The organism is Pseudidiomarina piscicola (assembly GCF_902806985.1).
Lineage (GTDB): Bacteria > Pseudomonadota > Gammaproteobacteria > Enterobacterales > Alteromonadaceae > Pseudidiomarina > Pseudidiomarina piscicola.
This window is the reverse complement of record NZ_CADCXY010000005.1, coordinates 50,768-74,011: the sequence shown is the minus strand read 5'-3', so window position 1 is coordinate 74,011 and position 23,244 is coordinate 50,768. Positions and strand designations below refer to the sequence as shown.

Genomic DNA, 23,244 nt, shown 5'->3' with positions numbered 1-23,244 from the left:
ACGAAATGTCTTATGTAATTGGATGCATTGATGGCGCAACTGCAAGCACTGCCGTGTGTGAATATTCCGCATGGGCGGCAAAGCAACTCAAGGCGCCGTTAATGTTGTTACACGTGCTTGAGAATTCGAGCCTTGAAGCGAGCACCGATATTACCGGTAATATCGGCCTTGGTACGCGTGAACATCTATTAGAACAGTTGGTTGAGCTAGATGAGCAACGGGCGAAATTAGCCTTAAAACATGGCCACCTACTTTTACAGCAAGCCGAAGACAAATTGCGCTCAAGTGGCGTTGACGAAATACACCAACGCCAACGTCACGGCGAACTGGCGCCAACGCTTGTGGAAATGGAGCAAGATGTGCGCTTAGCGGTGCTAGGGCTGCATGGTGAAGACTCGGTGAACCAGTTGCATAAAGTTGGCAGCCATTTAGAAACGGTCATTCGTACTGTGCACCGGCCGCTATTGTTAACCACCGATAGCTACCGTCAGCCACAAAGCGCGATGCTAGCGTATGATGGCAGCGCGACCACTAAGAAAGGCGTCGAGCTGCTGGCGAAGAGCCCTTTGTTCCAAGGAATGCCAATTCATATTGTCATGGTCGATGCGGAAACCGCCGACAACAAAGAGCGTTTACAGTGGGCAGCGGAGCAGCTGGGAGCCGGTGGTCATGACGTAAAAACGAAACTGTTAGCAGGGAACGTGGAAGAGTGCTTGCATCAGTATCAGACCGAGCAAGAGATTGATCTCATGGTGATGGGCGCTTTTGGCCACTCTCGCATCCGCCAGTTTTTAGTTGGCAGTACGACCATGCGGGTGTTGCAAGAAAGCGCAACACCGGTACTGGTGTTACGCTAACGGCTTAAGTGACCGCTTGTCGGGCTTGGAAACGCGGGTCGAGGTAGGCCTGCGTTTGCATAATGTCCTGTAACTGTTGAACTGCCTTTCCTAATTCTTCAAAGCTCGTATACAAGGGTGTGAAACCAATACGTAAGTAGTTGGGCGCGCGAAAGTCCGCAATGACGTTGCGTTCGATAAGCGCCTGACAAATCGCGTACGCCTGTGGATGAGCGAACGATAGCTGACTACCTCGCTGCGCAGATTCTGCCGGAGAAATACAGTCAAATTGTTCGGCTAACTCCGCCTGTTCGAGTAACTCTAAGAAGACTTCGCTGAGTTGCACTGACTTTGTGCGAAGCTGGTTCATATCAACAGACTCAAACACCTCAAGTGCTGCATCAACGGCACTCATCGCAATAATCGACGGGGTACCGCTGAGCATCTTTTCAATGCCAGCTGCGGCAGAGAATTTGGCGTCAAAGGCAAACGGCTGCGAGTGACCAAACCAACCCGATAGAGGCTGCGTGATATCGGCTAAATGGCGCTTAGCGACATACACGAAGGCTGGAGCACCAGGCCCACCATTAAGGTATTTGTAGGTGCAACCAACGGCAAAGTCGGCGCGCCAGCTGTCAAGCTCAACGGGAACTGCACCCGCACTGTGAGCTAGGTCGACAATCACTAGCGCTCCCATCGCATGGGCATGGGCAATGATATCCGCCATCGGCAGCCGACGGCCGCTGCGAAAGTTGACTTCAGTAAGCAGCACCACCGCTGTTTGTTTAGTAATGTGTTGCGACAAATCACTGAGTAGTTCAGCTTCATCCGCCAATACCAGCTCGCATTGCTGACTGCCCACTAACTGTTGTAAACCTTGCACCATGTAAAGGTCGGTTGGAAAGTTATCAGCGGTTGAAAGTACTTGGTGACGTTCGGTACGCGGCTCTCCGCGGGCATCAAGCAAGCTAAAAGCGGCACTTAGGGCTTTAAAGAGATTAACCGAAATAGAGTCGCAACAAATAACTTGCCCAGCTTCGGCGCCAATTAATTGGCCAATTTTGTCACCCACTGTTGCTGGCAAGTGAACCCAGTTGTGCTGGTTCCAACTGCTGATCACGTCTTGCCCCCACTGTTGCGACGTTACCTCAGCCAAACGTTGCTGGGTTGCGTGAGTGAGCAACCCTAGAGAGTTTCCATCAAGGTAAATAGTGTCTTCTGGGATCACAAACTGCTGGCGCACGGGGGCCAGTGGATCTTGGCGATCAAGCGCTTTAAGCGCAGTGAAATCAATACGACTCATGTATGGTTTCCATGGTTGCTAAAAGGTGTTTCCAGGCATCGGTTTGAGGGTGTATCCAATCAAAATGACCGGCCTTGGGCAAGGTGATGACCGTAGTTGTAGTGCTGTGGTCATAACGTGTCGCTTGGGCGACAGGAACAATACTATCCGCTTCACCTTGCAGGAGCGTAACGGCGCTCGTCGGCGGCTGACGGGCTGGATCGGCTACCTGCCAATCGGCCGCGCTGGCGTTATGCATAAACTGTTTACCACCGCGCTGACAGCTACCGTCCATCTTAATGTAGCTGGCGAGGTCGGTGATAGCAGCAAGCCCAACCACATGATCAACAAAACCGCTAAACTGGTTAGCTGCGAGTAATGCGAGGTGACCGCCAGCGCTGTGTCCCATAAGTATCACCTTACGCTGGGGATCGTTGAACTGCGCTTGTTGGCGTAAGCTATCGATGGCGTTTTGTATGTCGTTCCAACTGCCTGGCCAGCCGCCACCGGTATCACCGGTTCGGCGGTATTCAATAGATGCCACCGTGAAGCCCGCATGCCAAAGCGCACTCGTTGCGGGGTAGGAGTGTTTAATATCGTAGGCACTTAACCAGCATCCCCCATGAATAAATATGACCAGCGGTGAGGCCTCATCAGGTCTTGGCCATAGGTCAATAAACTGCAAAGCATCCGGGCCATAGCTGAGTCGCTTGAGGGGGGCATCAAAGTCAAGTTCGGTCACAGCGGAGTAGGGCACGTTTGGCGCTACACTTGTCGTTTCCTTAGCAAGCGCCGCGGGCGTCGCTGCGCTAGCTACAGTAAATAAAAACGCCGCACAGGTAGTGGTTAAGAGCGTTCGGTGAAGGTGCATAGGTGTCCTAATAAATGGGGGTTATGAAAAACGTTCTTCAATGGCGCGATGAAGGTCTTTTTTAAGCCCCAGCATGAAGACCACTTCAGCGACCACAAATAATGGGCCCACCGCTAACCCCATAATATCGTCAACAAATGCCGGCTTACGCCCTTCAAAATAATGGCCGATAAACTGCAGTACCCAACCACCAACAAATAGCCCAATGCCCCAGCTGAGCCAGGCAGTTGTCGATAGCGCCGCAATCTCAGTGCCTAATACCACACTAAGTGCGAGTAATACTGTCATGAGGGCTCCTAGCGCTCGGTCTAGGCGCAAATAAAACAATGACGCTACCACTGACACAATCACCGCAGGCGTTAAAAACCAGCCGTCAAAAGCCCAGTAAGGGCGTGATAACAAAATCTGTAAGGCGATGACAATCAGCGGGATGCCAACTAAATGAGTCGCAACATTGCGTCGGTCACGATGGTAGGCAGCATATCCGGCTAAATGCTCTGTTATTGTTTTCATAATCTTGCCCTGTGTTTAATGTGCTGTCAGTATGACGGATTGCTGACTACTATAAATAGAAAACTCACTGAAAGGAAAGTCCATGCGCGATAAATTGGAGCGTCGCTCGTTTTTGCTGTTGTTGGTACTGGTAAGTGTGGCTTTTGGATTTATCCTTGAGCCGTTTTTTGGCGCCATCTTTTGGGCATGTGCAGTGACGGTTATTTTCGCCCCGATGCAGCGCTGGGTACTAACTAAAATTGGGCAAAAACCGAATACTGCCGCGGCCATAACCTTACTTACTTGTATGGCCATCGTGGTTATTCCGGTTATTTTACTAAGTACAGCCTTTGTAAAAGAAGGCATACAATTTTATCAACGCGTTGAGGCAGGAGAAATCGATCCACGGCAAATCATGCAGCAGTTGCGAGATGCATTTCCATGGCTTGATCAACTTCTGGTCGAGTTTGGTGTCGATACGAATAACTTGCGCGAACGCATTTCTAATAGCCTAGTAAGTGCGACACAGTTTCTCGCAAAAGAAACGTTAAGCATAGGGCAGAACACCTTTGGCTTTCTAATGAGCCTTGCCCTGATGATGTACCTAACTTTCTTTTTGTTGCGCGATGGCAGCAAACTCATCAAGTTGGTGGTCAAAGCGTTACCTTTAGGCGACGAGCGTGAAGAAGCACTGTTTCAAAAATTTGCTGAAGTCACGCGAGCGACGGTAAAGGGTAACCTCGTGGTGGCGATTGTTCAGGGCGCACTTGGTGGTATTATTTTTTGGTTGTTAGATGTGCCGGGGCCCCTGTTATGGGGCGTTGTGATGGCGTTTCTATCGCTCATACCGGCGGTCGGTGCGGCGATTATTTGGTTCCCAGTATGTTTGTATCTTTACGCCACCGGCGATTGGGTCAGCGGTACCGTATTACTGCTTTATGGCGCACTGGTGATAGGCTTGGCCGACAATGTGCTGCGACCGATTTTAGTCGGTCGTGATACCAAGCTACCTGACTATATCGTATTGTTCTCAACTATAGGCGGCATCTCACTATTTGGTATTAATGGCTTCGTGATTGGGCCTCTTGTTGCCGCATTATTTATGGCTACCTGGCAAATTTTCATGAAGGACTTTAACGGTGACTATGAATAACCACCGAGGCACTTAGTCTAGCTGCGGGCGGTGGTAGCCGCCCTCGACACCATTTTTGCTAAACACCCACTGCCAAAGCTGTAAGTCGCGCGCCCGAAAGGCGCCGGCGCACGATTGCAAATAGTAGCTCCACATACGCTTGAAGGTGTCGTCATAGGCATCACTAATGCTCTCCCAGTTGCGCTCGAAGTTGTGGTACCACGCCATTAATGTTCGGTCATAATCAGCACCAAAATTGTGCACATCTTCGGCGCTAAAGTGTTTGCGTGAAGCTGCGTCAATATGAGCCAAGCAAGGCAGCTCACCGTTGGGGAAAATATAACGATTGATCCAAGGGTCGGTGCCACGCACGTCGCGGTTACGCCCGATGGTGTGCAACAGAAATAGGCCATCCTCTTTTAGGCTACGGGCCGCCACCTGCATAAATTCGGCATAGTTTTTCTGCCCTACGTGCTCAAACATACCAATGCTTACCACGGCATCAAAGGTTTCGCTTATTTCCCGATAATCTTTCAGCCTGAACTCAATGGGCAGCCCCGTACACAGTTTCTCACCAAGCTCGACTTGTGCTTTAGATACGGTAATACCGACACAGCGAACACCATAATGTTCGGCCGCGTATTTCATGAAGCTACCCCAGCCACAGCCGATATCGAGAACTTTCATGCCAGGGCGTAACTGTAATTTGCGACAAATTAGTTCGAGTTTGTCGCGCTGGGCAGCGGCTAAGTTATCGGCTCTATGCCAATAGCCACAGGTATAAACCATTCGCTCGTCGAGCATCGCTTGGTAGAGTCGATTACCGAGGTCGTAATGATGCTGCCCTACTTGAAATGCCCGTGCGCGGCTTTGTAGGTTGAGCAGGCGGGCTTTTAAATGGTGCCAAAAGAAACGAGCGGGCTTAATATGAGAGCCAAGATCAGCGCGCAGCACGCGGTAAAAAAACTCGTCTAAGCGTTCGCTGTCCCAGTCGCCTCGCATATAGCCTTCGCCAAGCGCTAAATTACCGCGCGTCAACACATCGTTAAGTAGCTGTTCTTGGTGTAGTTGCATATCCCATGGGCGTGAACCATTAATGCTAATACCCGCACTTTCCAGCAACTCTGCAAGATAACGTTTGGTCTGCATAACTGCTCCTTTATTAGTTGCCAATAAGTGTAGCTAAACGAATGAAAAATGCCGACTAACGCAGTATAGGTTTTAGCATAGAACGAATCGGTCTAGACTTTGCCTGAAGCAAAACGTATGGTTTCAACAAACATAACGATGAGACACCTTATGTACAAAAAGACAGCAATGACGTGCGTTGCCCTTGGGTTCATAGTGCTGGGTCTACAGGGGTGCGCAACAGCGCCCCAAGGCATGACTGCGGAACAGTTAGCTCGTGCGAGCGAGGTAGAGTTTGTGCGACCTTATGAACTCTCACGTACCGATGTCGAATTTATAAGTGTTGGGCCAGTTCAAGGTCAATCGTGTGCCAGCCATTTGTTGGCAGACAATGCATCACAAGAGCAAGCGTTGATGGAAATGAAACTTGCTGCCGCTGAACGCCAAGCGAACCGCGTGGTACTCAAACAGTGCCGGCAAGATGATAATGCTGGCTGCAGCAAGCGCTGGCTTTGTGAAGGTGATGCCTATCAAGCTCAGCCGTTGCAGTAACAAATAACAGGAGTAGGTTATGCGAAACGCACAACGCCCCACGGATTTGATTGGGCAAACAGACATGATTCGCGTTCGCTCGTTGTCTGAGTTAACGGGCTGCGATATTTGGTTGAAGTTAGAGTCGCAGAACCCAGGGGGCTCTATTAAAGACCGAGCCGCCTATCAAATCATCAAAGATGCACTCGACAGTGGTGAATTAGAGCCGGGCATGACGGTGGTCGAAGGGACTGCGGGAAATACCGGAATCGGCTTGGCACTTGTTGCACGCTCGTTCGGGCTGAACATGCTGGCCGTGATGCCTAATGATCAATCACCAGAAAAAGAGCGAATGATTCGCTTGCATGGTGCGAAGTGTCAAACCGTTGATCCGGTACCTTTTCGCAACGAAAACCATTTTTACCACACGGCGCAACGACTTGCAGAAGGTCGTGATGACTTTTGGTGGGCCAACCAATTCGAAAATACCAGCAACGCACGTGCGCATTATTTAGGTACAGGGCCGGAAATCTGGCAGCAAACCGAAGGTGCAGTCGATATTCTAGTCTCGGTGGCTGGCACTGGCGGCACCATTGCCGGCACCTCAATGTATTTAAAAGAGCGTAATGACGACGTGCAGGTTTGGCTGACGGACCCAGATGGCTCAGGCATTTATAGCTATTTGCAGACCGGCGACTACGTTGCAAACGGTGGCTCGTTTACCGAAGGCATTGGAATTATGCGTTTGGTCGAAAACTTTAAACAGGCACGTATTGATGCCGCGGTAAATTTACCTGATCAAGACCTCTATGCACTTTCCCGTTATGTGCGCGATCACGATGGTATCGTGCTTGGTAGTAGCTCTGCACTTAACCTTGCTGGGGCATTACAAGCAGCGGCAGTGCACGGCCCGGGTAAAACCATTGTCACTTTTGCCTGCGACCTTGGCGAGCGTTCAGCCAGTAAATTGTATAATGAAACTTACCTTCGCGAGCGCGGCATCGAACTCGCAGCTGAGCCAGCGAAGGAGCTTGTGGCTCGCTATCGAGAAAACGGCGAGCGAGTATGGCGGGCGGCTAAGTAAAGCTTAGCCGCATACGGTAGCCATCGGCATAACCAGGGTAGTAGTCGGGTAACACATCTACCACCTCAAAGTCGTAGCGGCGATAGAGTTCAATCGCCGCTTGATTGTCCACTTTCACTTCCAACGATAACGCTTTGGCACCATGGGCTTTGGCGTAAGTCAGGGCGTGCTCCAGTAACTGGCGGCCGACCCCTTGCCCTCGTGCGTCGGTGGCGACGGCTATAGAGTAAAGGCGCCAAATGGCACTGTTTTTGCGCGTAAGTAGCAAACTATAGCCTTTTAGAACCGTGTCATTTTTGTCTGACGGTACGACGAACATATGCGCTGAAGTGCTTTTTAATAAGCGCGAAAAGCTGCGCTTTCCCAGTTGGCTGTAGTCAAAGGTTGCGGCTTCTAGTGTGACCAGTTGGGCAACATCATCAAGGGTAGCTAAACGAATCAAATTGGACATTACTTTTCGTCTAAACGCCTCGCAAAGTCACGCATAATAATATGATACAGCTCGTCACCCAGCAGTAAGTCTTCGACGCCTGCATCAATCGAGGGGTTATCGTTGATCTCGATCACGACAGCGCCGCGGTCAGTAAGCTTCATATCGACGCCATATAAGCCATCGCCAATTAACCGAGTGGCCTGCAGCGCGGTTTTTACAATATCCTTCGGCACCTGATGAACACCCACCGTCTCAAAGCCTCCAGACTTGCTTCGACTGGTGGCACTGGCATGGTTGTAAATTTGCCAGTGATTGCGCGCCATATAATACTTACACGCATAAATTGCGCGATGATTGAGAATACCAATACGCCAATCAAACTCCGTTCGCACAAACTCTTGGGCAAGCAAAATTGTCGATGTGCCAAATAAGTCTGTCGCAATCGATTTAAGTTCGTCGAGGTTCTCTGCTTTTTCGACACCGATGGAGAATGAACCATCAGGGATCTTCAGTACCACGGGGTAGCCTAATCGTTCACCGATGCCCTGATAGTCAATTTCCTGCTGGCTCAAAAGTAACTCCGTACGTGGTGTCGGAATTCGGTGCTTGTCCAATAATTCTTTTAAGAACACTTTATTGGCACACTTTAGAATTGAGTGCGGGTCATCAATAACCACCATGCCGTTGGCTTCGGCCTTTTTGGCAAAATGGTAGGTATGGTGGCTAATGCGAGTGGTTTCCCGAATAAACAGCGCATCAAACTCTAGTAACCGGTTGTAGTCGTCAACGGTAATCAGTTCCGCATCTATATCGGCTTCTCGTGCCGCTTTAATAAACTTCTGCAACGCTCGCTTATCACTGGTTGGGATAGGCTCTTCAGGGTCGTGAAGTATTGCTAAGTCGTAGCGATACTCTTTCGGCGTGCGAGCTTTGCGCCAGACACGCTTGCTAAAGCTGTCTAGGCTCTCACCGAAAAAGCTTTGTTGCTCATCACTGAGCTCATTCAGCCGCCCCGCGCGCAAGTTAGAAATAAACCAGCGGCCTTCATAGCTAAACTCAACCCAAAGGATCGGACATGGGTAACGCTCAAAAAGCTGGCGGGCGAAGCTTTGCAGACGCGGGTCTTGCGCCTGGCCAAAACAAACGAGCACGCCGTGGTTCTGCTGGTTGCTTTGCTGCCCCAAGTACTTACTGATTTGCTTGTCGGTATTGGCGGGTAGCAGTAACTGGTAGTGAGAAAAGTTTGCCATGTCATTGATGGTCGATACCGACGGTAAAATTCGCTGGCCTCGCGCCTCGGCGAGCAGACTGACATAATAGCCCGTCGACAAATAGCTTAAGTCGCCGCACAAATTAAGTAACTGTGCACGTGCTTGATGGTTCTGTTGCAGTAAATAATCACTGGCAGAACAAACCGATTGGCTGGGATAATAGGGCTGCCAGTCGGCAATAGAATCAACGATAAGTAAGGCTGTGTTTTGCATAAAAACTCCGCACTAAGGATGCGCGCATATTTACGGCTAAATTTACGAAAACACAAGCAAAATTTTCGTTAAAGCCGAAGAAAAAAGGGTAGCACATCAAGGTAAGTACGCTATCCTTAAATCAACTAAATGCGATGAACAGATTTTTGAGGAGAGTCTACATGCTCACGTTATTGGCGCGCCTGTTGCGTGCTTTAAATTCAGAGTCTGGTGCCTGGGCGTTAGCCATTGCCTTTGTGCTAGGCATGATTATGGGATTTACTCCATTGTGGCGTGTTCATAACTTGGTGATTTTGCTGGTCGCGTTATTATTCCGAGTGAACCTGTCCGGCTTTATTTTGAGCTTTGTGATTTGTTCGGCGTTCGCGTTTCTGCTCGACCCCCTATTTCATTCTGTTGGTTTTGCCGTGCTCTCGGCTGAGGGTTGGCAGCCAGTGGGGCAGGCCATGTACGATTCAGCATTCTGGCGCGTGGTGCAATTTCATCACACGATTACCTTAGGCAGTTTGATCATCAGCTTGGCTTTTGCGCCGGTCTTGGCCGTCATAAGCTATTGGCTAGTGAGTCAATATCGACGTCGAATTCAAGCTTGGTTTAATCGACTACGGATTGTCCAGGCACTGAAAGCCAATCGCTTTTGGGCTATTTATTCGAATTTGAGAGGGTAAAAGCATGGAACAGCATACAGTCCGCAAAAGTGCATTTCGTTGGCCTGGCCTCTTTGCCTTTGTGGTTATTATTGCGCTGATAGCGGCATTTTCGTGGCTCCTATTAGATACTATTTTGAAGTGGTCTTTGGAACGAACACTCGGCACCATGAATGGCGCCGAAGTGAATATTGAAAAGGTTGAACACCAGTGGATGCCGCTGACGATTGATATTACCGGTGTACAAATGACTGACCCACGGCAACCCAATTTTAACCGGGTTGCGGTAGAGAAAATTAATGGTGCTTTGAACTGGGAACAACTGTTGTTAGGGCGGTTTCACTTTGAAGAGGTGGTAAGCACCGGAATTCGTGTACAAACGCCTCGAGAATCAGCCGGTGATGTTTACCAGTTGCCAAGTAAAGAGCAAGTTGGAGGATGGCTCGGCGAGGGCATGGAAACCATTAATTTGTCGATGCCTTCTGTGGACGAAGTGATGGGCCGTGTCGATTTGCAAACCCCGACAGCGATTGCTGAAGCTAAGGCTAGCTATACCGAGCAAAAAGCACGTATTGAAGCTGTTCTAAGTAAGTTACCGACTAAAGAACAATTGGAAAGCTATCAAACGCAGTTGCAGGAAATAACCGAAGGTGACGTTGAGACACCGGCCCAGCTGAAGGCTAAGCAAGAAGCTTTTGCACAGCTGAAAGAAAAGTTCAGCGCTGATCGTGAAGCCTTGAAAGAGTTCAAAGAGGTTGCCGGCGATGCGGTGGCTGAACTGAAAACACAAATGCAGCGAGTTAAACAGGCTCCCCAACACGATTTAGATCGTGTCGGTGAGTTGATGCAATTGAACAGTGACGGGTTAACGGAAATCACCACGGTTCTTTTTGGTGAACAAGCGCGTCAATGGGCCGATTATATGCTGCTGGCCTATGAGCAATTAGCGCCAATGTTAAAGCGTTCAGCCGACGAGACAGCGGTGCAACCGCCTCGCGGGGAAGGTATTTGGTTTGCGTTCACTAACAGCGATGCTCCGCCAGACTTTCTTATCAAAAAAGCCCGCACAGAGTTTGCCATTGGGCCTACGGTGCTCGATGTGAACTGGGAAAACATCACCCATCAACATGAGCAGTTAGGGCAGCCCACCACCTTCCGTGCGCGCGGTGAAAACAATGACCTGTGGTCGTCACTACAATTGAATGGCGAGATGGCGCTCACCGCTGCCGGCTTTGATGCGCGGCAGCAATGGCGGGTTCAAGGGGTTAATTTGGCTCGTACAGCGTTAAGTGAACGCAGTGAGCTGGCTGCGACCATTCTTTCAGCGTTACTCGATAGTGAAGGTAATATTGCCTTGCGGGATAGTGAATTCGATGGCAATGCAACCTTACGACTTGCCGATATGGTGGTGGAAGCATCAGCTGAAAATCAGTGGGCAGCAGTTATTGCACAAGCTTTAGAAAGCTTACAACGGTTGGATATCAATGCCGATATTAAAGGCGCCTTGATGGACCCCGATTTTAGCCTCTCTTCAGATCTAGATAAGCAACTCGGCGAAGCACTCAAAGGCGCTGCGATGTCTGCTGCGGATGGTGAGCTTAGCGAGTTGAAACAACGTTTAACGTCGCAGTCTGATGGTTTTGTGGGTGAGTATCAAAGTGAGCTTACTGAACTTTCAAGCTTGTTGACCGACGCCGAAAACCGTGAAGCTCGATTGCAAGAAATGTTAGAGACTAAGTTGCAAGACAAGCTTGAAGACAAACTAAAAGACAAGCTGAAAGGGATCTTGGGGAACAACTAGTTCCCCAAGGGTTGCTACGTTCTAGTGAGCAAGAAAGTCTTCGATAGTATCGGCTTGGCTGGGGATACTAAAGAGCCCGTCTAAGTGCCCCCAAATCCCCTCAATTTCTGCGTAGGCAGGCTGTTTGCCTTGCTTTTCTAGCTCGGCGACAGCACGCTTCGCCAAGTACGGTTGCAGCAACAGATCGTTGGTGGCGGGTAGGAATAAGGTTTTGGCTTTAACTTTCGCAAGGCCAGTCGCTAAATCACCTTCATGTCCCGCCACAAATAATTGATTTGCCCGAACCAAATAAAGTAAGTGGTTACCATCAGCTAAAGGCGCGCGAACACGGCTATTGGCAAATAAATAATCTAATACAGGGGTACTGTTGGTAACGCTGGCAAGCGCCTGTTCTGACATGACTTCAGGCTTAGGTGCGCGCATGTTCATAATCACTGGGTGCATGGCCTGTTGGGTGATCATGGCCAGCGTACTGGTCACCCCGGTAAGCGGAGGTTCGGCATCGTAGTAGTCGCCGTTGTTCCAGTTGGGGTCATGGCGAATCGGCCGCGCCCAATGCTCTAACGCCATAATTGTCCAAGCGTCCATGGCTCCAGCACCGATAACCGAGATCATACGCTCAACCATGTCAGGGTATGCCACCGACCACTCAAGTGCTTGCAAAGAGCCCATCGAGGCACCTACCACTGCGTGCAACTTATGAATGCCAAGACTTGTTAGGAGCTCGTGTTGAACCTCCACGAAGTCGCGAATGGTTACCACTGGAAAGTCGAGGCCATAAGGCTTACCGGTTTCTGGGTTGATAGATGCCGGGCCCGTGGTGATCACATTAGGATCATTTGGAAAGGCATTAACTAAGGTATCGGAGCTGATGACAAAGTATTTATTGGTATCAATGGCTTTGCCAGGCCCAATAATTGAGTCCCAATAGCCCGGAAGTGGGTCATCCGGACTATATTTGCCTGCTGCATGGCTATTGCCCGAGAAGAAGTGGGTTATTAAGATCACATTGTCTTTGGCGGCATTAAGCTCGCCGTAGCTTTCCCAACCCACCGTCACTTCGGGTATTACTTCGCCACTGACAGTGGTGAAATTTTCAAAACTAAACGATTGCTTTTCCACCATCATCGGCGCAGCTGCGGGCTGCGCTTGGCAACCGTAGCTAACCACCAGAACCGCTAAACTTAAAAGAAAAATGATTGAACGTTGCATCGCCGACTCCCGTTATGCGTCAGTTGTTTGCTCTAGCAGATAATTCTGGTACTGCTTGCGTAATTGGTTTTTTACTAATTTACCGGTACCCGTGTGTGGCAACTCCGAGACAAATAAAATGTCATCAGGCATCCACCACTTGGCAATTTTGCCTTGTAAAAATTGATAGAGTGTTGCTTTATCTACTTGCTCACCTTTATTGACGACGACAAGCAACAGTGGGCGCTCGTCCCACTTGGGGTGTTTTACACCAAACACACAACTTTCATTAACGGCTGGATGTTGGCTACAGATATTTTCGATATCTAACGAGCTTATCCATTCGCCGCCGCTTTTAATAACATCCTTTTTGCGGTCGACGACTTTCATATACCCCTGCGGGTCGATAACTGCGATGTCGCCGGTTGCTAACCAGCCATCGGCAAAGGTATCAGGGTCGTCGCGCTGAAAATAGCTACTTGCTATCCACGGCCCGCGAACTCTTAATTCGCCGCTGGTTTCACCATCATGGGGTAGCGCGGCGCCATCGGCGTCAACAATTTGCATTTCAACGCCAAAGCATGCCCGCCCGGCAGTTGTCTGAATTTCATACCGCTGTTCAAGTGGAAGTGCCATAAGGCTTGGTTCTGGTGGTGCTGAACTGGCTAATGGGCCGGTCTCGGTCATGCCCCATATGGGCTGCCAATATACATCGTAATCTTGGTCAAAGGTCTTTACCAGCCCCAGCGGCGATGCGGCACCACCGACACAAACGCGCTCTAACGTTGGCAAACGCGTGGCATGCTCGGCTAAGTAATTATGTAAGGTTAGCCAAATGGTAGGAACGCCTAGGCCAACAGTTACCTGCTCTGCTTCAATCAGTTGGTGCATGGCCTCACCACTCATACCGTTACCCGGTAAAACGAGCTTACAACCGGCTAAAGGCGCTGCGTAAGGCGCTCCCCAAGCTCCGGCATGATACATAGCAACCATAGGCATCAATACCGTGGTGGCGCGTAGGTCCAGTAGCTCAGCACTTACCGTCGCTTGCGCATGGAGCACCATCGCCCGGTGCGAACTTAAAACCCCCTTAGGGTTTCCCGTGGTACCTGAGGTATAGCAAAGAAGTGCGGCGCTGTCTTCGTGCAAAGCGGGCCAGTTGAAATCTGTTGCTTGGCCGTCGAGTAATTGTTCGTAGGCATGGAGTGGCGGTTTGCATTCCTTTAACTCGGGTTGCTGGCAGTCGTCAGCTAATACGATAACGCCTTTTAATTGGGGGACTTTGTTGACGACCTGTGCCGCTAACTCGCTAAAACAAGCATCAACAAATAGCCAAGTTGCGTTGGCATCATTGAGAATCCACTCAATTTGCTCCGCAATGAGTCGCGGGTTCACGGTATGCAGTATTGCGCCCATGCCGCTTACGGCATAGTAAAGCTCGAGGTGGCGATAGGTGTTCCAGGCTAACGTTGCCACGCGTTCCCCTGGCTGAACGCCAAACTCTGTTAAACAGTGGGCCAGCTGACACGAGCGTTGATAGCACTCGGCGTAAGTATATCGGTGAATATCGCCTTCGATGCGCCGGCTGACAATTTCTTGCTGAGGGTGTCGGCGGACACTATGGCGAAGTAGATCGATAATGAGCAACTGGCTCGATTGCATGGCGCCAGCAAATGCTGGCGCTGAAGATGATGACGTTTCAAACATGTTTACAGCCCTTGCTTAAAACAGGTTAAAGAGTGCGATAGCAATACTTAAACCAATAAATGGAACCACAACAGTGACCGCAGCAACAGGCCAGTAGGCGGCCTGGTGTGTTTCATTACAAATTGCGCGAATGGTGGTTACGACATAGCCGTTGTGTGGCAAGGAATCTAAAGCACCTGATGAAATAGCCACGATACGGTGTAGTTGATCTGGGTTAACGCCTTGGTCGATATAGTGTGGGCCTATTTCAGGCAGGGCAATGGCCTGACCGCCTGAAGCTGAGCCGGTAAGACCGGCGATCACACTCACCGCCACCGCTGCGCCGACCAGTTCATTGCCAGGCAGACTGGTCATAAAGGTTACGGCGTCGGCGAATGCGGGGGTCACTTTGGCGATGCTGCCAAAACCCACAACAGCTGAGGTGTTACCGATCGCAATAAGTGCGCCAGTAGAAGCTTCGCCAATGGCTTTTGACATATTTTGGAAATACTTAAAATTGATGATGGCAATAGCAAGTACGCCGCCGCTTAAGGCAATAATTAAGGCGTTCTGCTTAAGGTCTTCATGGAACAAAAAGCTTAAGCTTAAAACCACAATCAACGGCACCAGACCACTAAAAGGTGATGGCAGTTTGCGTTCGACCAACTGAGGGTCGCTTTCCCGTTGCTCAAAGCTTTCACCACGCGATGTGGCAGCTTTAATCATTCGGGTTAACCACCAGTAGCCAATGATAAACATAATCACCGCGACCACCAGTGAGACTTCCCACGCGGCGTAAGGCGAGGTACCCAAGTACTGAATGGGAATCCAGTTCTGAATTTCCGGTGAGCCAGCCGAGGTCATGGTGAACGTAACAGAGCCAAAGGCAAGTGCTGCGGGAATAAAGCGACGCGGAAGGTTCGCATCTTTAAATAGTGATAACGCCATCGGATACACCGAAAAGGCCACCACGAACACGCTGACGCCACCATAGGTTAAAATACCACAGGCAAGGACGACCGCGAGTACCGCTTGTTTCTTTCCTAGTTTACCGATGATCCAATGGGCGACGCTATCGGCGGCTCCGGTGTCTTCCATGAACTTACCGAACAAGGAGCCAAGTAAGAACATAAAGAACCAAGCTGCGACGAAGCTAGCAAACCCATCCATGTAGGCGCTGACAAAATTAACCTCGCCTTGAAACAGCGGCACACCACTGGTTAAAGCAACCACAACAGCGCACAAAGGCGCACTAATAAATAAGTTCATGCCACGCAGCGTTAATACAATAAGTAGTACTAAGCCGCCGACTAATCCAATCATGCTTAACATGCATTACCTCGTTGTAATTATTATTCTGGCTATGTTCACTATGGCGTACGATGACATTATCATGCGTGACTAGGTGGCAAAATTACATAGTACTAACGTACAGAATACAAAGCTTACACTTTGCGCTAGGGTAACTGTGCCATAACAATTAACGTGCCGTTACACGCACTTTTTATAACAGTACAACAATAACAGTAACCGGGAGAATGACATCATGAGTCAACCCAAGTTTCGTCACTCATTAATAGCCTTAGCTATTGCATCAGTTGTGAGTTTGCCAGCTTATGCACAGGCGCAAGATGAGCAAGAACAACAAGCAGAAAGCACTAAAGGCCTAGAACGCATTGAAGTGACCGCGCGACGTAAAACAGAAAGCTTACAAGATGTTCCTGTGTCAGTGTCGTCATTTGGTGCTGGCGATCTTGAAGAAATTGGTGTTGAAGACATCACTGAACTTCAACAACGGATCCCAAATGCCACTATTCAAGTGAGTCGTGGTACTAACTCGACCCTGACTGCCTATATTCGTGGTGTCGGGCAACAAGATCCGTTGTGGGGTTTTGAGCCAGGCGTGGGTGTTTATATTGATGATGTGTATGTCGCTCGCCCACAAGGTGCGGTGTTGGAAGTATTCGACCTAGAACGTATTGAAGTATTGCGAGGCCCGCAGGGCACGCTATACGGCAAAAACACCATCGGTGGTGCACTCAAGTATGTGACCAAAGAGCTCACGGGTTACAATGAATTGTCATTGCAAGGTACCTTCGGTAGCTATAACCAGCGTGACTTCAAAATCTCTGGCCAAACCGCTTTAGCCGACAATTTCTTTGTTGGTGGTGCCATTGCCTCGCTGCAGCGTGATGGATTTGGCGAGTACGTGAATACCGGTGATGAGAACTACAATAAAGATCTGCTGACCTATCGTTTATCAGCTAAATGGTTGGTGAGTGATACCCTTGATCTTAAGTTCTCGTATGACAAAACTGAAGACGAGTCGAATTCAAAAGGCGCACATCGTTTGCTCACCAGTGCAATTACTGGACAGGAGCCTTATGAAGATGTTTATGACTCGAACACGGCGATGCCTGTTGATAACCTAGTTGAAACCGAAGGCGTGTCGATGACCCTCAACTGGGACATCAACTCAGAGTGGGACTTTAAAGCGGTCACTGCAAGTCGCGAAGGCTACACCGATACCAATATCGACTTTAATGCGACTGGCGAACCTATTTTCATGGTGCCAGCGATCTATGAAGACGAGCAATTTACGCAAGAGTTTCAGCTAAGCTACACCAATAACGACAACTTTGATTTCGTCGGTGGCGTGTATTATTACGATGGTGAAGCCTGTGGTGTGTTTGGCACCGTACTACCGCTTTATCTGGAGGCCCTAGGTGGGGTAACAGTGGATAACGGTGGTTGTGTTCAAACCGAAAGCCTAGCGTTCTACGGTCAAGGTAATTACCGTATCAGCGATGATATGACCCTGACAGTGGGTGGCCGTTACACCAAAGACGAAAAAGAAGCGGGCGTTTTCCGCTATACCTATTTAGGTGTTCATTACATCAACCGAGCTGGCTTAGACGTGCCGTATGACTCCGCAGAAGTGATCGATACCTTTGGCACCCCGTTTGCAGTGAACTCAAACTTTGATTCTAAAGGTGACTGGAGCCGGTTCTCTCCTCATGTAGCGCTTAATTATGACCTTTCTGATGATGTCATGGTTTATGGTAGCTACAGTAATGGCTTCAAATCTGGTGGCGTTGACATGCGCGCAGATAAGTCACTGAACCCGACGATTGATGAACCTTACGATCCAGAAATCGTCGACACCTTCGAGTTTGGTATGAAGTCTGAGCTATTAGATGGCCGCATGCGCTTGAACAGTGCCGTTTTCTACTCTGACTACCAAGACATGCAGGTGACGGTACAGCGTGTTGTTGAATCAGGAATTTCATCGCAGGTGCTCAATGCCGGTGAATCAACAGTGAAAGGCTTTGAAGTCGAAACGGTATTTGCCGCCACTGACAGCCTGAATATTACTGCAATGCTAGGTTACATCGATGCTGAATTCGATGCCGTGGTGTACGAAGAGCCTGCGACAGGCGAAACCACAGATGTGACCGATGCATGGTCGTTCCAAAACACACCTGAACTGACGTACAACCTTGGTTTCAACCAGACCTTTGAAATGGAAGCAGGGCAAGTGGTTTGGTCGGCAAACTACGCGTTCCGTGATGACACGCAAATGTTTGAAGCGCCATCGCCGTTAGACCAAGAAAGCTATGGCCTGTTAAACACAAGTGTTGTTTGGTACTCAAACAGCGGTCAGTGGAACCTTGGCTTACATGCTAAGAACCTCACCGATGAAGAGTATCGCGTAGGTGGCTACAACTTCGGACCAACCTTTGGTGACGATGCTGTGGTTGGCTATTACGGCGACCCTCGTACCTTCTCCCTGAGTGTGGGTTATAAGTTTTAACCCCAATTAAGTGGTGGTTACTCGCAATTATGCGAGTAACCACTGACTTTTGTTTTTGGACACGCTAGCATGAGCACATCAGTTTCAAGCCAACCAGGTTCAAACATGGCGCGTGCTATTATTGCAGATGACCACCCTCTTTTTCGTGCCGCATTAAAACAAGCGTTAACCGAAACGCTTGATACGCCGATCATTGAAGCCGCTTCATTCGAACAACTAAGTGAGCTTATTCGCAGTGAACCCCAGGTAGAATTGATACTGCTCGACTTAACGATGCCAGGAAACCGAGGCCTAACGGGCTTAACATCACTGAGAAGCCGTTACCCTGATATCTTGGTGGTGATTGTTTCTGCCAACGAGCAACTGGCGACGATTCGTCAAGCGATGGCGTTTGGTGCCAGTGCCTACATTCCTAAATCAATGCCTTTGGCTGAGTTACAGCAAGCGGTGCATGCCGTGCTTGCGGGGGATACTTGGTTGCCGGAACATTTACGTGATGCGGTTGAGGCTGAAACACCAGCGGAACATGTCGATTTTGCTCAGCGCCTTGAGCAACTCACGCCACAACAGTTTCGGGTACTGGAGTGTCTCGCCGATGGCCTGTTAAATAAGCAAATTGCCCATGAACTCAATGTGCAAGAAACCACCATAAAACAACATGTATCAGCAATCTTGCGGAAGCTGAGCGTGACCAACCGAACACAAGCCGGCATTGTGTTTAAACAGATGCTTAATTCTGCAGAAGTCAGTGCTGCAGAAGACGCTTGATCAAGCGCTTAAGCGCAGCAACTTTAATAGGTTTTGAGGCAAATAACGCCTGCTCAGCAATCACTTGCTCACGTACGGTCTCGTCCGGGTCGGCAGAATTAATGATCGCGGGAAGTTCAGTGCCAGCAAAGTGCTGACGAACGGTCTTCAGCACTTCGATGCCCGTATCACCGTCATCAAGGTGGTAGTCAAATACCAGTAAATCGGGCGCCTCAGCGTCAACCGGTAGCTGTTGCCTTTGGGTCGCTGTGACCACCTGACTCCCCCAACTCACAAACAACTGCTGCATGGCTTGTAGCACGCTGAGATCGTTATCGAGCAGCCACACGTTTTTGCCTTGTAAAAACTGTTCTTGATCGCGATGCGCGGTGGTTTTGCCAAAGCTTAATTGAGGTTGCCAGCGAACCTCGCTGAAGCTCAAGCTAAATGTGGTGCCACGGCCGACCTCGGATGCAAGTGACAAGGGAATATCGAGCAGCCGGCACATACGATCAACAATAGCTAAACCGAGCCCTATACCAGGGTTGTCGCCACTTTGGCTAACCTGATGAAACTCGCGGAAAATTTTGTCGCGTTGGTCTTGTGGAATACCGCGACCGGTATCGAGTATTTGTAGCTCGGCACCGTGACGTCGCCGCCGGATGCCGATTAACACCGTACCTTGATCGGTATAACGGACCGCATTGGAGAGTAAATTTTGGATAATACGGCCAATCATCTTGCGGTCAGTGGTCAATTGCACTCGGCTGGGAACATAGCGAATGGTGACGTCTTTTTCCGCGGCAATTATTTGCTGATTAGCGACAATAGGCTGAATGATGTCATGCAACGCAACTACCTGCTTATTCACCGGCAGGTTACCCGCTTCGAGCCGGGTCATTTCTAGCAGCATGGTGAGGAGTTCTTCGGCATTATGCAGCGATTGCTGAATTTGTTGCGCTAATCGAGACTCTTCACCGTGCAAACGTTGGCTAAGCATATCGCAAAACAGTGTCGCAGCATTGAACGGTTGCATCAGATCATGGCTGACCGCGGCAAAAAACCTAGTTTTACTTTGATGTGCCAATTCCTCAGCTTGCTTGGCATCGAGTAGCTGCGCGGTGCGATCGGCAACACGTTGCTCCAGTTCAGCGTTGACACGCTCGAGGGCTCTTTGGGCCTGAACCAGCTCGGTGATGTCGGTATAGGTTGTGACAAAGCCTCCGCCCGGCATAGGGGCGCCTTGTAGCTCAATCACCAATTGCCCTTGTTGACGCTGATAGCGATAGGCACTGCCGTGGCGAAGATAGTTTAGACGTTTATCAATTTCGTCCTCAATGGCATTGTCGCTCGCAGCTTGAATGAGGCCACGCTCGGCGTTGTACTTAAGTAGGTCGGCCACTGGCATTCCGGCTTGCAAAAAGCCTGGCGGATAGCCAAACACTTCAACATAGCGATGGTTCCATGCCACCAGGCGTAAGTCTTGATCGATCACGCTAATGCCTTGCGGAATATTTTCTACCGAGGCTTGTAATAGCTCGCGGTTAAACTTGTATAGCTGTGAAGCTTCAGTCGCCCATGTCACTACTTGTGATATCGGTACCGACGGCTGTTGCGTCAAAGTGTCGAGCAAGATACGGCTGGCCGCACTACCGATAACGGCTGACAGCTCGCGTTCTACTCGGGCCAAAAGTGAGCCTGGAACCAACACATCCGCTGGGGCCGTTGTGAGGTCGTGCTTTACTTTGTCACTTAAGCGCTCGAGTTCCACGGAATCAAAAAATCGCGCTAATAGTTGTCTTAGGCGGCCCCACGAAATGGGTTGGTGCTGATAAAGTTCGGCGTGACCACCGGTTGGGTCCGTGAAAAGGCGGCGTTGTTGCTGTTCGGTGGCGTTGGGCCGCGTCAGCCACGAGACAACAATGTAAATGGCTAAATTCAAACCTAAACTGATCAATACGCCAGCACTAAGATCACTATCCGTAAGCCCGCGGTTGAGCTGTATCGAAGGGATAAATAACAGCCATAGCCACAGCGTCGTGCCTACGATAATACCGAGGCTGGCACCGGTTTTATTACCGCGTTGCCAAATAAGCCCACCCAGCAAGGCGGGCGCTAACTGTGCTAACAACGCCAGTGACAGCAGTCCGGCATTTACCAGCGGCAGGTTGGTTTCGGTCAGCTTATGAAAGCCAAACGCAAGGGCCATGATGCCAGCAATAGTGGTGCGGCGAATGCGTAAAATGCGCTTTGGCGTAAAAGTGACGTTGCGAAGCCTGCGTTTGGTGGCACGTAACCAGAAGGGCATCACAACATCGTTCGACATCATAATGCTTAACGCTAGGGTCGCAATGATTACCATACTCGTTGCTGAGGCGAGGCCGCCAATGAAGGCGACTGTCGTGATCCACGGTTGGTCGGCTTGCAATAAAATGGTCAGCATGAAGGTATCTGATTGCGCAGCTTCTGGAACAAGCAACACACCGGCCAGAGCAATAGGTAAAATAAACAGGTTTATTGCGAACAGATACAGCGGGAAGGCCCAGCGTGCGGTACGTAATTCCTCGGGGTCCGTATTTTCGATATAACTCACATGAAACTGGCGCGGTAAGCAAAACATCGAAATGGCACCCAACAAGATATGGGTTAAGTAGACAAAACCGCCGGCTTCACGACCTTCGAGTATGGCACTGACCTGTGGTGCTTGCGCAGCCTGCAGTACGACGTCGGCAACGCCATCGAAAAGCTCATAGGAAACATAGATACCGACTCCCATGAAGGCAAGTAACTTGATAACGGATTCGAAGGCCACAGCGTCCATTAAACCTGAGTGCTGCTCGGCTAAACTCATGCGGCGCGTGCCGAATAAAATGGCAAACATCATCATCGCTAAAGCAACGAGCGCCGCAATGTCGCCAAACCATGGTAGGGGCTTGCCGGCCAAGCCCGTTACCGCAATGAAACTGCCACTAACGGCGCGTAGTTGCAGCGTGATGTAGGGCACAATACCGATTAAAGCTATTAACGCCACGCTCAACGCAAGGGTTGGTGATTTACCGTATCGGTGGCTGATAACATCAGCAATAGAGGTTAAGTTTTGTTGCTTACATACGTGTAATAAGCGCAACTGAATTCGGTGCATGAACAAGAACACCAGCATCGCACCAACATAGGTCGGTGCCACCGACCAACCGTAAAAAGCGGCTTGGGTAATAGTGCCGTAAAACGCCCACGTGGTGCAGTGAATACCTTGTGCCAGGGCGTACCGGTAGGGCTTTATTTGATTGGGCGGCTTGCGCTCACCGCGATAAGCGATGCTGTACAGTATCGCAATATAGCCAATGGCTAATAAAATGGCGACGCCAGTACTTAACACGGTTAACGGGGCCCATCGCTATGATCTTGGAATACCATCAGAGACCACTGCCAGCGAATGGCGCCGAGGCGCAGCAACAAAGTGACAAGGCCGCCGACCAATAGCGCGACTAATGTTGTATGTTGAGCAAGTAGCACGTAAACACTGGCACCGACGAGGCACGTGGTGGCGTAAAGCTCGCCTTTAAGAACCATGGGAATATCGCGCGCTAAAACGTCGCGGAGCATGCCACCAAAGCAAGCAGTGACGGTACCCATCACCACGCAAACGACCTCCGGGAAGCCGGCTTCAAGGGCTTTTTGCGCGCCCATGACGGTGAAGAAAGACAAGCCTACGGCATCGGCAATGTGTAAGGTTTTCTTATGAATGTAATCGCGAAACCGAAGCCAGACAATGGTCGCAAAGGCCGCTACTAAAATGGTATAAATATAGGTTGCATCGTAGGCCCAAAATACTGGCAGATCGAGAATCAGGTCGCGAATGGTACCGCCACCTATCGCCGTCACAGATGCGAGCACCACCACACCAAAGCCGTCCATATTCTTACGGAAGGCGAGCAGGGTGCCAGAGACGGCAAAGACCGCGACACCAAGGTGATCAAACCAGTAAAAAAAGGTCTCAAGAGTCATTGTAAAATGGCGCTTTTTTGATTGAAAAATCTAGTTTGGCATGGATTGTTACATATGCCTAGAGATCTGTACTGCATCAT

The 23,244-nt window shown here is 49.9% G+C and carries 19 protein-coding genes; 8 read left to right on the top strand and 11 right to left on the bottom strand.

Features of this window, described 5'->3' with window-relative positions:
• Positions 1-5 precede the first annotated feature (5 nt).
• Positions 6-857, top strand: a complete 852-nt coding sequence (locus PSI9734_RS09850) for a universal stress protein (protein WP_173920975.1) — start codon at positions 6-8, stop codon at positions 855-857.
• Between the two features lie 4 nt (positions 858-861).
• Here the strand turns inward: PSI9734_RS09850 and kynU are convergent, their stop codons facing one another.
• From kynU to PSI9734_RS09835, 3 genes are read right to left on the bottom strand one after another with little or no spacing between them, the layout of a single operon-like run.
• Positions 862-2,130 carry a kynureninase gene (gene kynU / locus PSI9734_RS09845; protein WP_173921052.1) on the bottom strand — a complete coding sequence of 423 codons (1,269 nt, stop codon included), beginning with the start codon at positions 2,128-2,130 and terminating at the stop codon, positions 862-864.
• Positions 2,126-2,989 (bottom strand): alpha/beta hydrolase family protein, encoded by an 864-nt coding sequence (locus PSI9734_RS09840; RefSeq protein ID WP_173920974.1) that lies wholly within the window; start codon positions 2,987-2,989, stop codon positions 2,126-2,128. The genes kynU and PSI9734_RS09840 overlap by 5 nt, the downstream gene beginning before the upstream one ends.
• A 21-nt stretch (positions 2,990-3,010) precedes the next feature.
• Positions 3,011-3,502, bottom strand: coding sequence for an Mpo1 family 2-hydroxy fatty acid dioxygenase (locus tag PSI9734_RS09835; RefSeq protein ID WP_173920973.1), 492 nt, complete (start codon positions 3,500-3,502; stop codon positions 3,011-3,013).
• Positions 3,503-3,584: 82 nt separating this feature from the next.
• On the opposite strand from PSI9734_RS09835, the gene PSI9734_RS09830 reads away from it, so the two are divergent.
• On the top strand, positions 3,585-4,634 hold the full coding sequence (locus PSI9734_RS09830; RefSeq protein WP_173920972.1) for an AI-2E family transporter: 1,050 nt from the start codon (positions 3,585-3,587) through the stop codon (positions 4,632-4,634).
• A 12-nt stretch (positions 4,635-4,646) separates the two neighbouring features.
• Here PSI9734_RS09830 and cfa read toward each other — a convergent pair whose 3' ends face one another.
• Positions 4,647-5,762, bottom strand: a complete 1,116-nt coding sequence (gene cfa, locus PSI9734_RS09825; protein ID WP_173920971.1) for a cyclopropane fatty acyl phospholipid synthase — start codon at positions 5,760-5,762, stop codon at positions 4,647-4,649.
• 150 nt (positions 5,763-5,912) lie between these two features.
• Between cfa and rcsF the strand changes: the two genes are divergently transcribed.
• Entirely contained in the window at positions 5,913-6,293 is a 381-nt protein-coding gene (gene rcsF / locus PSI9734_RS09820; RefSeq protein WP_173920970.1) for an Rcs stress response system protein RcsF, read from the top strand.
• Between the two features lie 19 nt (positions 6,294-6,312).
• Positions 6,313-7,356, top strand: a complete 1,044-nt coding sequence (locus PSI9734_RS09815; RefSeq protein ID WP_173920969.1) for a cysteine synthase A — start codon at positions 6,313-6,315, stop codon at positions 7,354-7,356.
• Here PSI9734_RS09815 and PSI9734_RS09810 read toward each other — a convergent pair.
• Positions 7,349-7,807 (bottom strand): GNAT family N-acetyltransferase, encoded by a 459-nt coding sequence (locus tag PSI9734_RS09810; protein WP_173920968.1) that lies wholly within the window; start codon positions 7,805-7,807, stop codon positions 7,349-7,351. The genes PSI9734_RS09815 and PSI9734_RS09810 overlap by 8 nt on opposite strands.
• Positions 7,807-9,273: a RimK family protein gene (locus tag PSI9734_RS09805; protein WP_173920967.1), complete on the bottom strand. Its 1,467-nt coding sequence runs from the start codon at positions 9,271-9,273 to the stop codon at positions 7,807-7,809. Before PSI9734_RS09805 ends, PSI9734_RS09810 begins: the two co-directional genes overlap by 1 nt.
• 161 nt (positions 9,274-9,434) lie before the next feature.
• Between PSI9734_RS09805 and PSI9734_RS09800 the strand changes: the two genes are divergently transcribed.
• Both PSI9734_RS09800 and PSI9734_RS09795 read left to right on the top strand, forming a co-directional pair.
• Positions 9,435-9,941, top strand: a complete 507-nt coding sequence (locus PSI9734_RS09800) for a TIGR03546 family protein (RefSeq protein WP_173920966.1) — start codon at positions 9,435-9,437, stop codon at positions 9,939-9,941.
• Between the two features lie 4 nt (positions 9,942-9,945).
• Complete coding sequence (locus tag PSI9734_RS09795; protein WP_173920965.1) at positions 9,946-11,721, top strand: TIGR03545 family protein; 1,776 nt, start codon at positions 9,946-9,948, stop codon at positions 11,719-11,721.
• 21 nt (positions 11,722-11,742) lie between these two features.
• On the opposite strand, the gene PSI9734_RS09790 is transcribed toward PSI9734_RS09795, so the two are convergent.
• The 3 genes from PSI9734_RS09790 to PSI9734_RS09780 are packed head-to-tail and all read right to left on the bottom strand — an operon-like array spanning position 11,743 to position 15,930.
• Positions 11,743-12,933, bottom strand: a complete 1,191-nt coding sequence (locus PSI9734_RS09790; RefSeq protein WP_173920964.1) for an E22 family MetX-like putative esterase — start codon at positions 12,931-12,933, stop codon at positions 11,743-11,745.
• 12 nt (positions 12,934-12,945) lie between these two features.
• Positions 12,946-14,619: a long-chain fatty acid--CoA ligase gene (locus PSI9734_RS09785; protein ID WP_246194898.1), complete on the bottom strand. Its 1,674-nt coding sequence runs from the start codon at positions 14,617-14,619 to the stop codon at positions 12,946-12,948.
• Positions 14,620-14,634: 15 nt separating this feature from the next.
• Positions 14,635-15,930 carry a GntP family permease gene (locus tag PSI9734_RS09780; protein ID WP_173920963.1) on the bottom strand — a complete coding sequence of 432 codons (1,296 nt, stop codon included), beginning with the start codon at positions 15,928-15,930 and terminating at the stop codon, positions 14,635-14,637.
• Between the two features lie 214 nt (positions 15,931-16,144).
• On the opposite strand from PSI9734_RS09780, the gene PSI9734_RS09775 reads away from it, so the two are divergent.
• Complete coding sequence (locus tag PSI9734_RS09775; RefSeq protein WP_173920962.1) at positions 16,145-18,412, top strand: TonB-dependent receptor; 2,268 nt, start codon at positions 16,145-16,147, stop codon at positions 18,410-18,412.
• Positions 18,413-18,481: 69 nt separating this feature from the next.
• Positions 18,482-19,180 (top strand): response regulator, encoded by a 699-nt coding sequence (locus PSI9734_RS09770; protein WP_246194896.1) that lies wholly within the window; start codon positions 18,482-18,484, stop codon positions 19,178-19,180.
• Here the strand turns inward: PSI9734_RS09770 and PSI9734_RS09765 are convergent.
• Entirely contained in the window at positions 19,158-22,535 is a 3,378-nt protein-coding gene (locus PSI9734_RS09765; RefSeq protein WP_173920961.1) for a hybrid sensor histidine kinase/response regulator, read from the bottom strand. The two genes, PSI9734_RS09770 and PSI9734_RS09765, sit on opposite strands and share 23 nt — an antisense overlap.
• A 2-nt stretch (positions 22,536-22,537) precedes the next feature.
• Positions 22,538-23,164, bottom strand: coding sequence for a trimeric intracellular cation channel family protein (locus tag PSI9734_RS09760; protein WP_173920960.1), 627 nt, complete (start codon positions 23,162-23,164; stop codon positions 22,538-22,540).
• Between the last annotated feature and the right edge of the window lie 80 nt (positions 23,165-23,244).

What these genes read in the sequence shown, in the direction of transcription:
- PSI9734_RS09850 (WP_173920975.1), top strand. Translation starts at nt 6, where the DNA reads ATGTCTTATGTAATTGGATGCATTGATGGCGCAACTGCAAGCACTGCC.
- PSI9734_RS09800 (WP_173920966.1), top strand. Translation starts at nt 9,435, where the DNA reads ATGCTCACGTTATTGGCGCGCCTGTTGCGTGCTTTAAATTCAGAGTCT.
- PSI9734_RS09805 (WP_173920967.1), bottom strand. Translation starts at nt 9,273, where the DNA reads ATGCAAAACACAGCCTTACTTATCGTTGATTCTATTGCCGACTGGCAG.
- PSI9734_RS09760 (WP_173920960.1), bottom strand. Translation starts at nt 23,164, where the DNA reads ATGACTCTTGAGACCTTTTTTTACTGGTTTGATCACCTTGGTGTCGCG.
- PSI9734_RS09770 (WP_246194896.1), top strand. Translation starts at nt 18,482, where the DNA reads ATGAGCACATCAGTTTCAAGCCAACCAGGTTCAAACATGGCGCGTGCT.
- PSI9734_RS09815 (WP_173920969.1), top strand. Translation starts at nt 6,313, where the DNA reads ATGCGAAACGCACAACGCCCCACGGATTTGATTGGGCAAACAGACATG.
- PSI9734_RS09780 (WP_173920963.1), bottom strand. Translation starts at nt 15,930, where the DNA reads ATGTTAAGCATGATTGGATTAGTCGGCGGCTTAGTACTACTTATTGTA.
- PSI9734_RS09790 (WP_173920964.1), bottom strand. Translation starts at nt 12,933, where the DNA reads ATGCAACGTTCAATCATTTTTCTTTTAAGTTTAGCGGTTCTGGTGGTT.
- cfa (WP_173920971.1), bottom strand. Translation starts at nt 5,762, where the DNA reads ATGCAGACCAAACGTTATCTTGCAGAGTTGCTGGAAAGTGCGGGTATT.
- PSI9734_RS09810 (WP_173920968.1), bottom strand. Translation starts at nt 7,807, where the DNA reads ATGTCCAATTTGATTCGTTTAGCTACCCTTGATGATGTTGCCCAACTG.
- rcsF (WP_173920970.1), top strand. Translation starts at nt 5,913, where the DNA reads ATGTACAAAAAGACAGCAATGACGTGCGTTGCCCTTGGGTTCATAGTG.
- PSI9734_RS09775 (WP_173920962.1), top strand. Translation starts at nt 16,145, where the DNA reads ATGAGTCAACCCAAGTTTCGTCACTCATTAATAGCCTTAGCTATTGCA.
- PSI9734_RS09840 (WP_173920974.1), bottom strand. Translation starts at nt 2,989, where the DNA reads ATGCACCTTCACCGAACGCTCTTAACCACTACCTGTGCGGCGTTTTTA.
- PSI9734_RS09785 (WP_246194898.1), bottom strand. Translation starts at nt 14,619, where the DNA reads ATGTTTGAAACGTCATCATCTTCAGCGCCAGCATTTGCTGGCGCCATG.
- PSI9734_RS09830 (WP_173920972.1), top strand. Translation starts at nt 3,585, where the DNA reads ATGCGCGATAAATTGGAGCGTCGCTCGTTTTTGCTGTTGTTGGTACTG.
- PSI9734_RS09795 (WP_173920965.1), top strand. Translation starts at nt 9,946, where the DNA reads ATGGAACAGCATACAGTCCGCAAAAGTGCATTTCGTTGGCCTGGCCTC.
- PSI9734_RS09835 (WP_173920973.1), bottom strand. Translation starts at nt 3,502, where the DNA reads ATGAAAACAATAACAGAGCATTTAGCCGGATATGCTGCCTACCATCGT.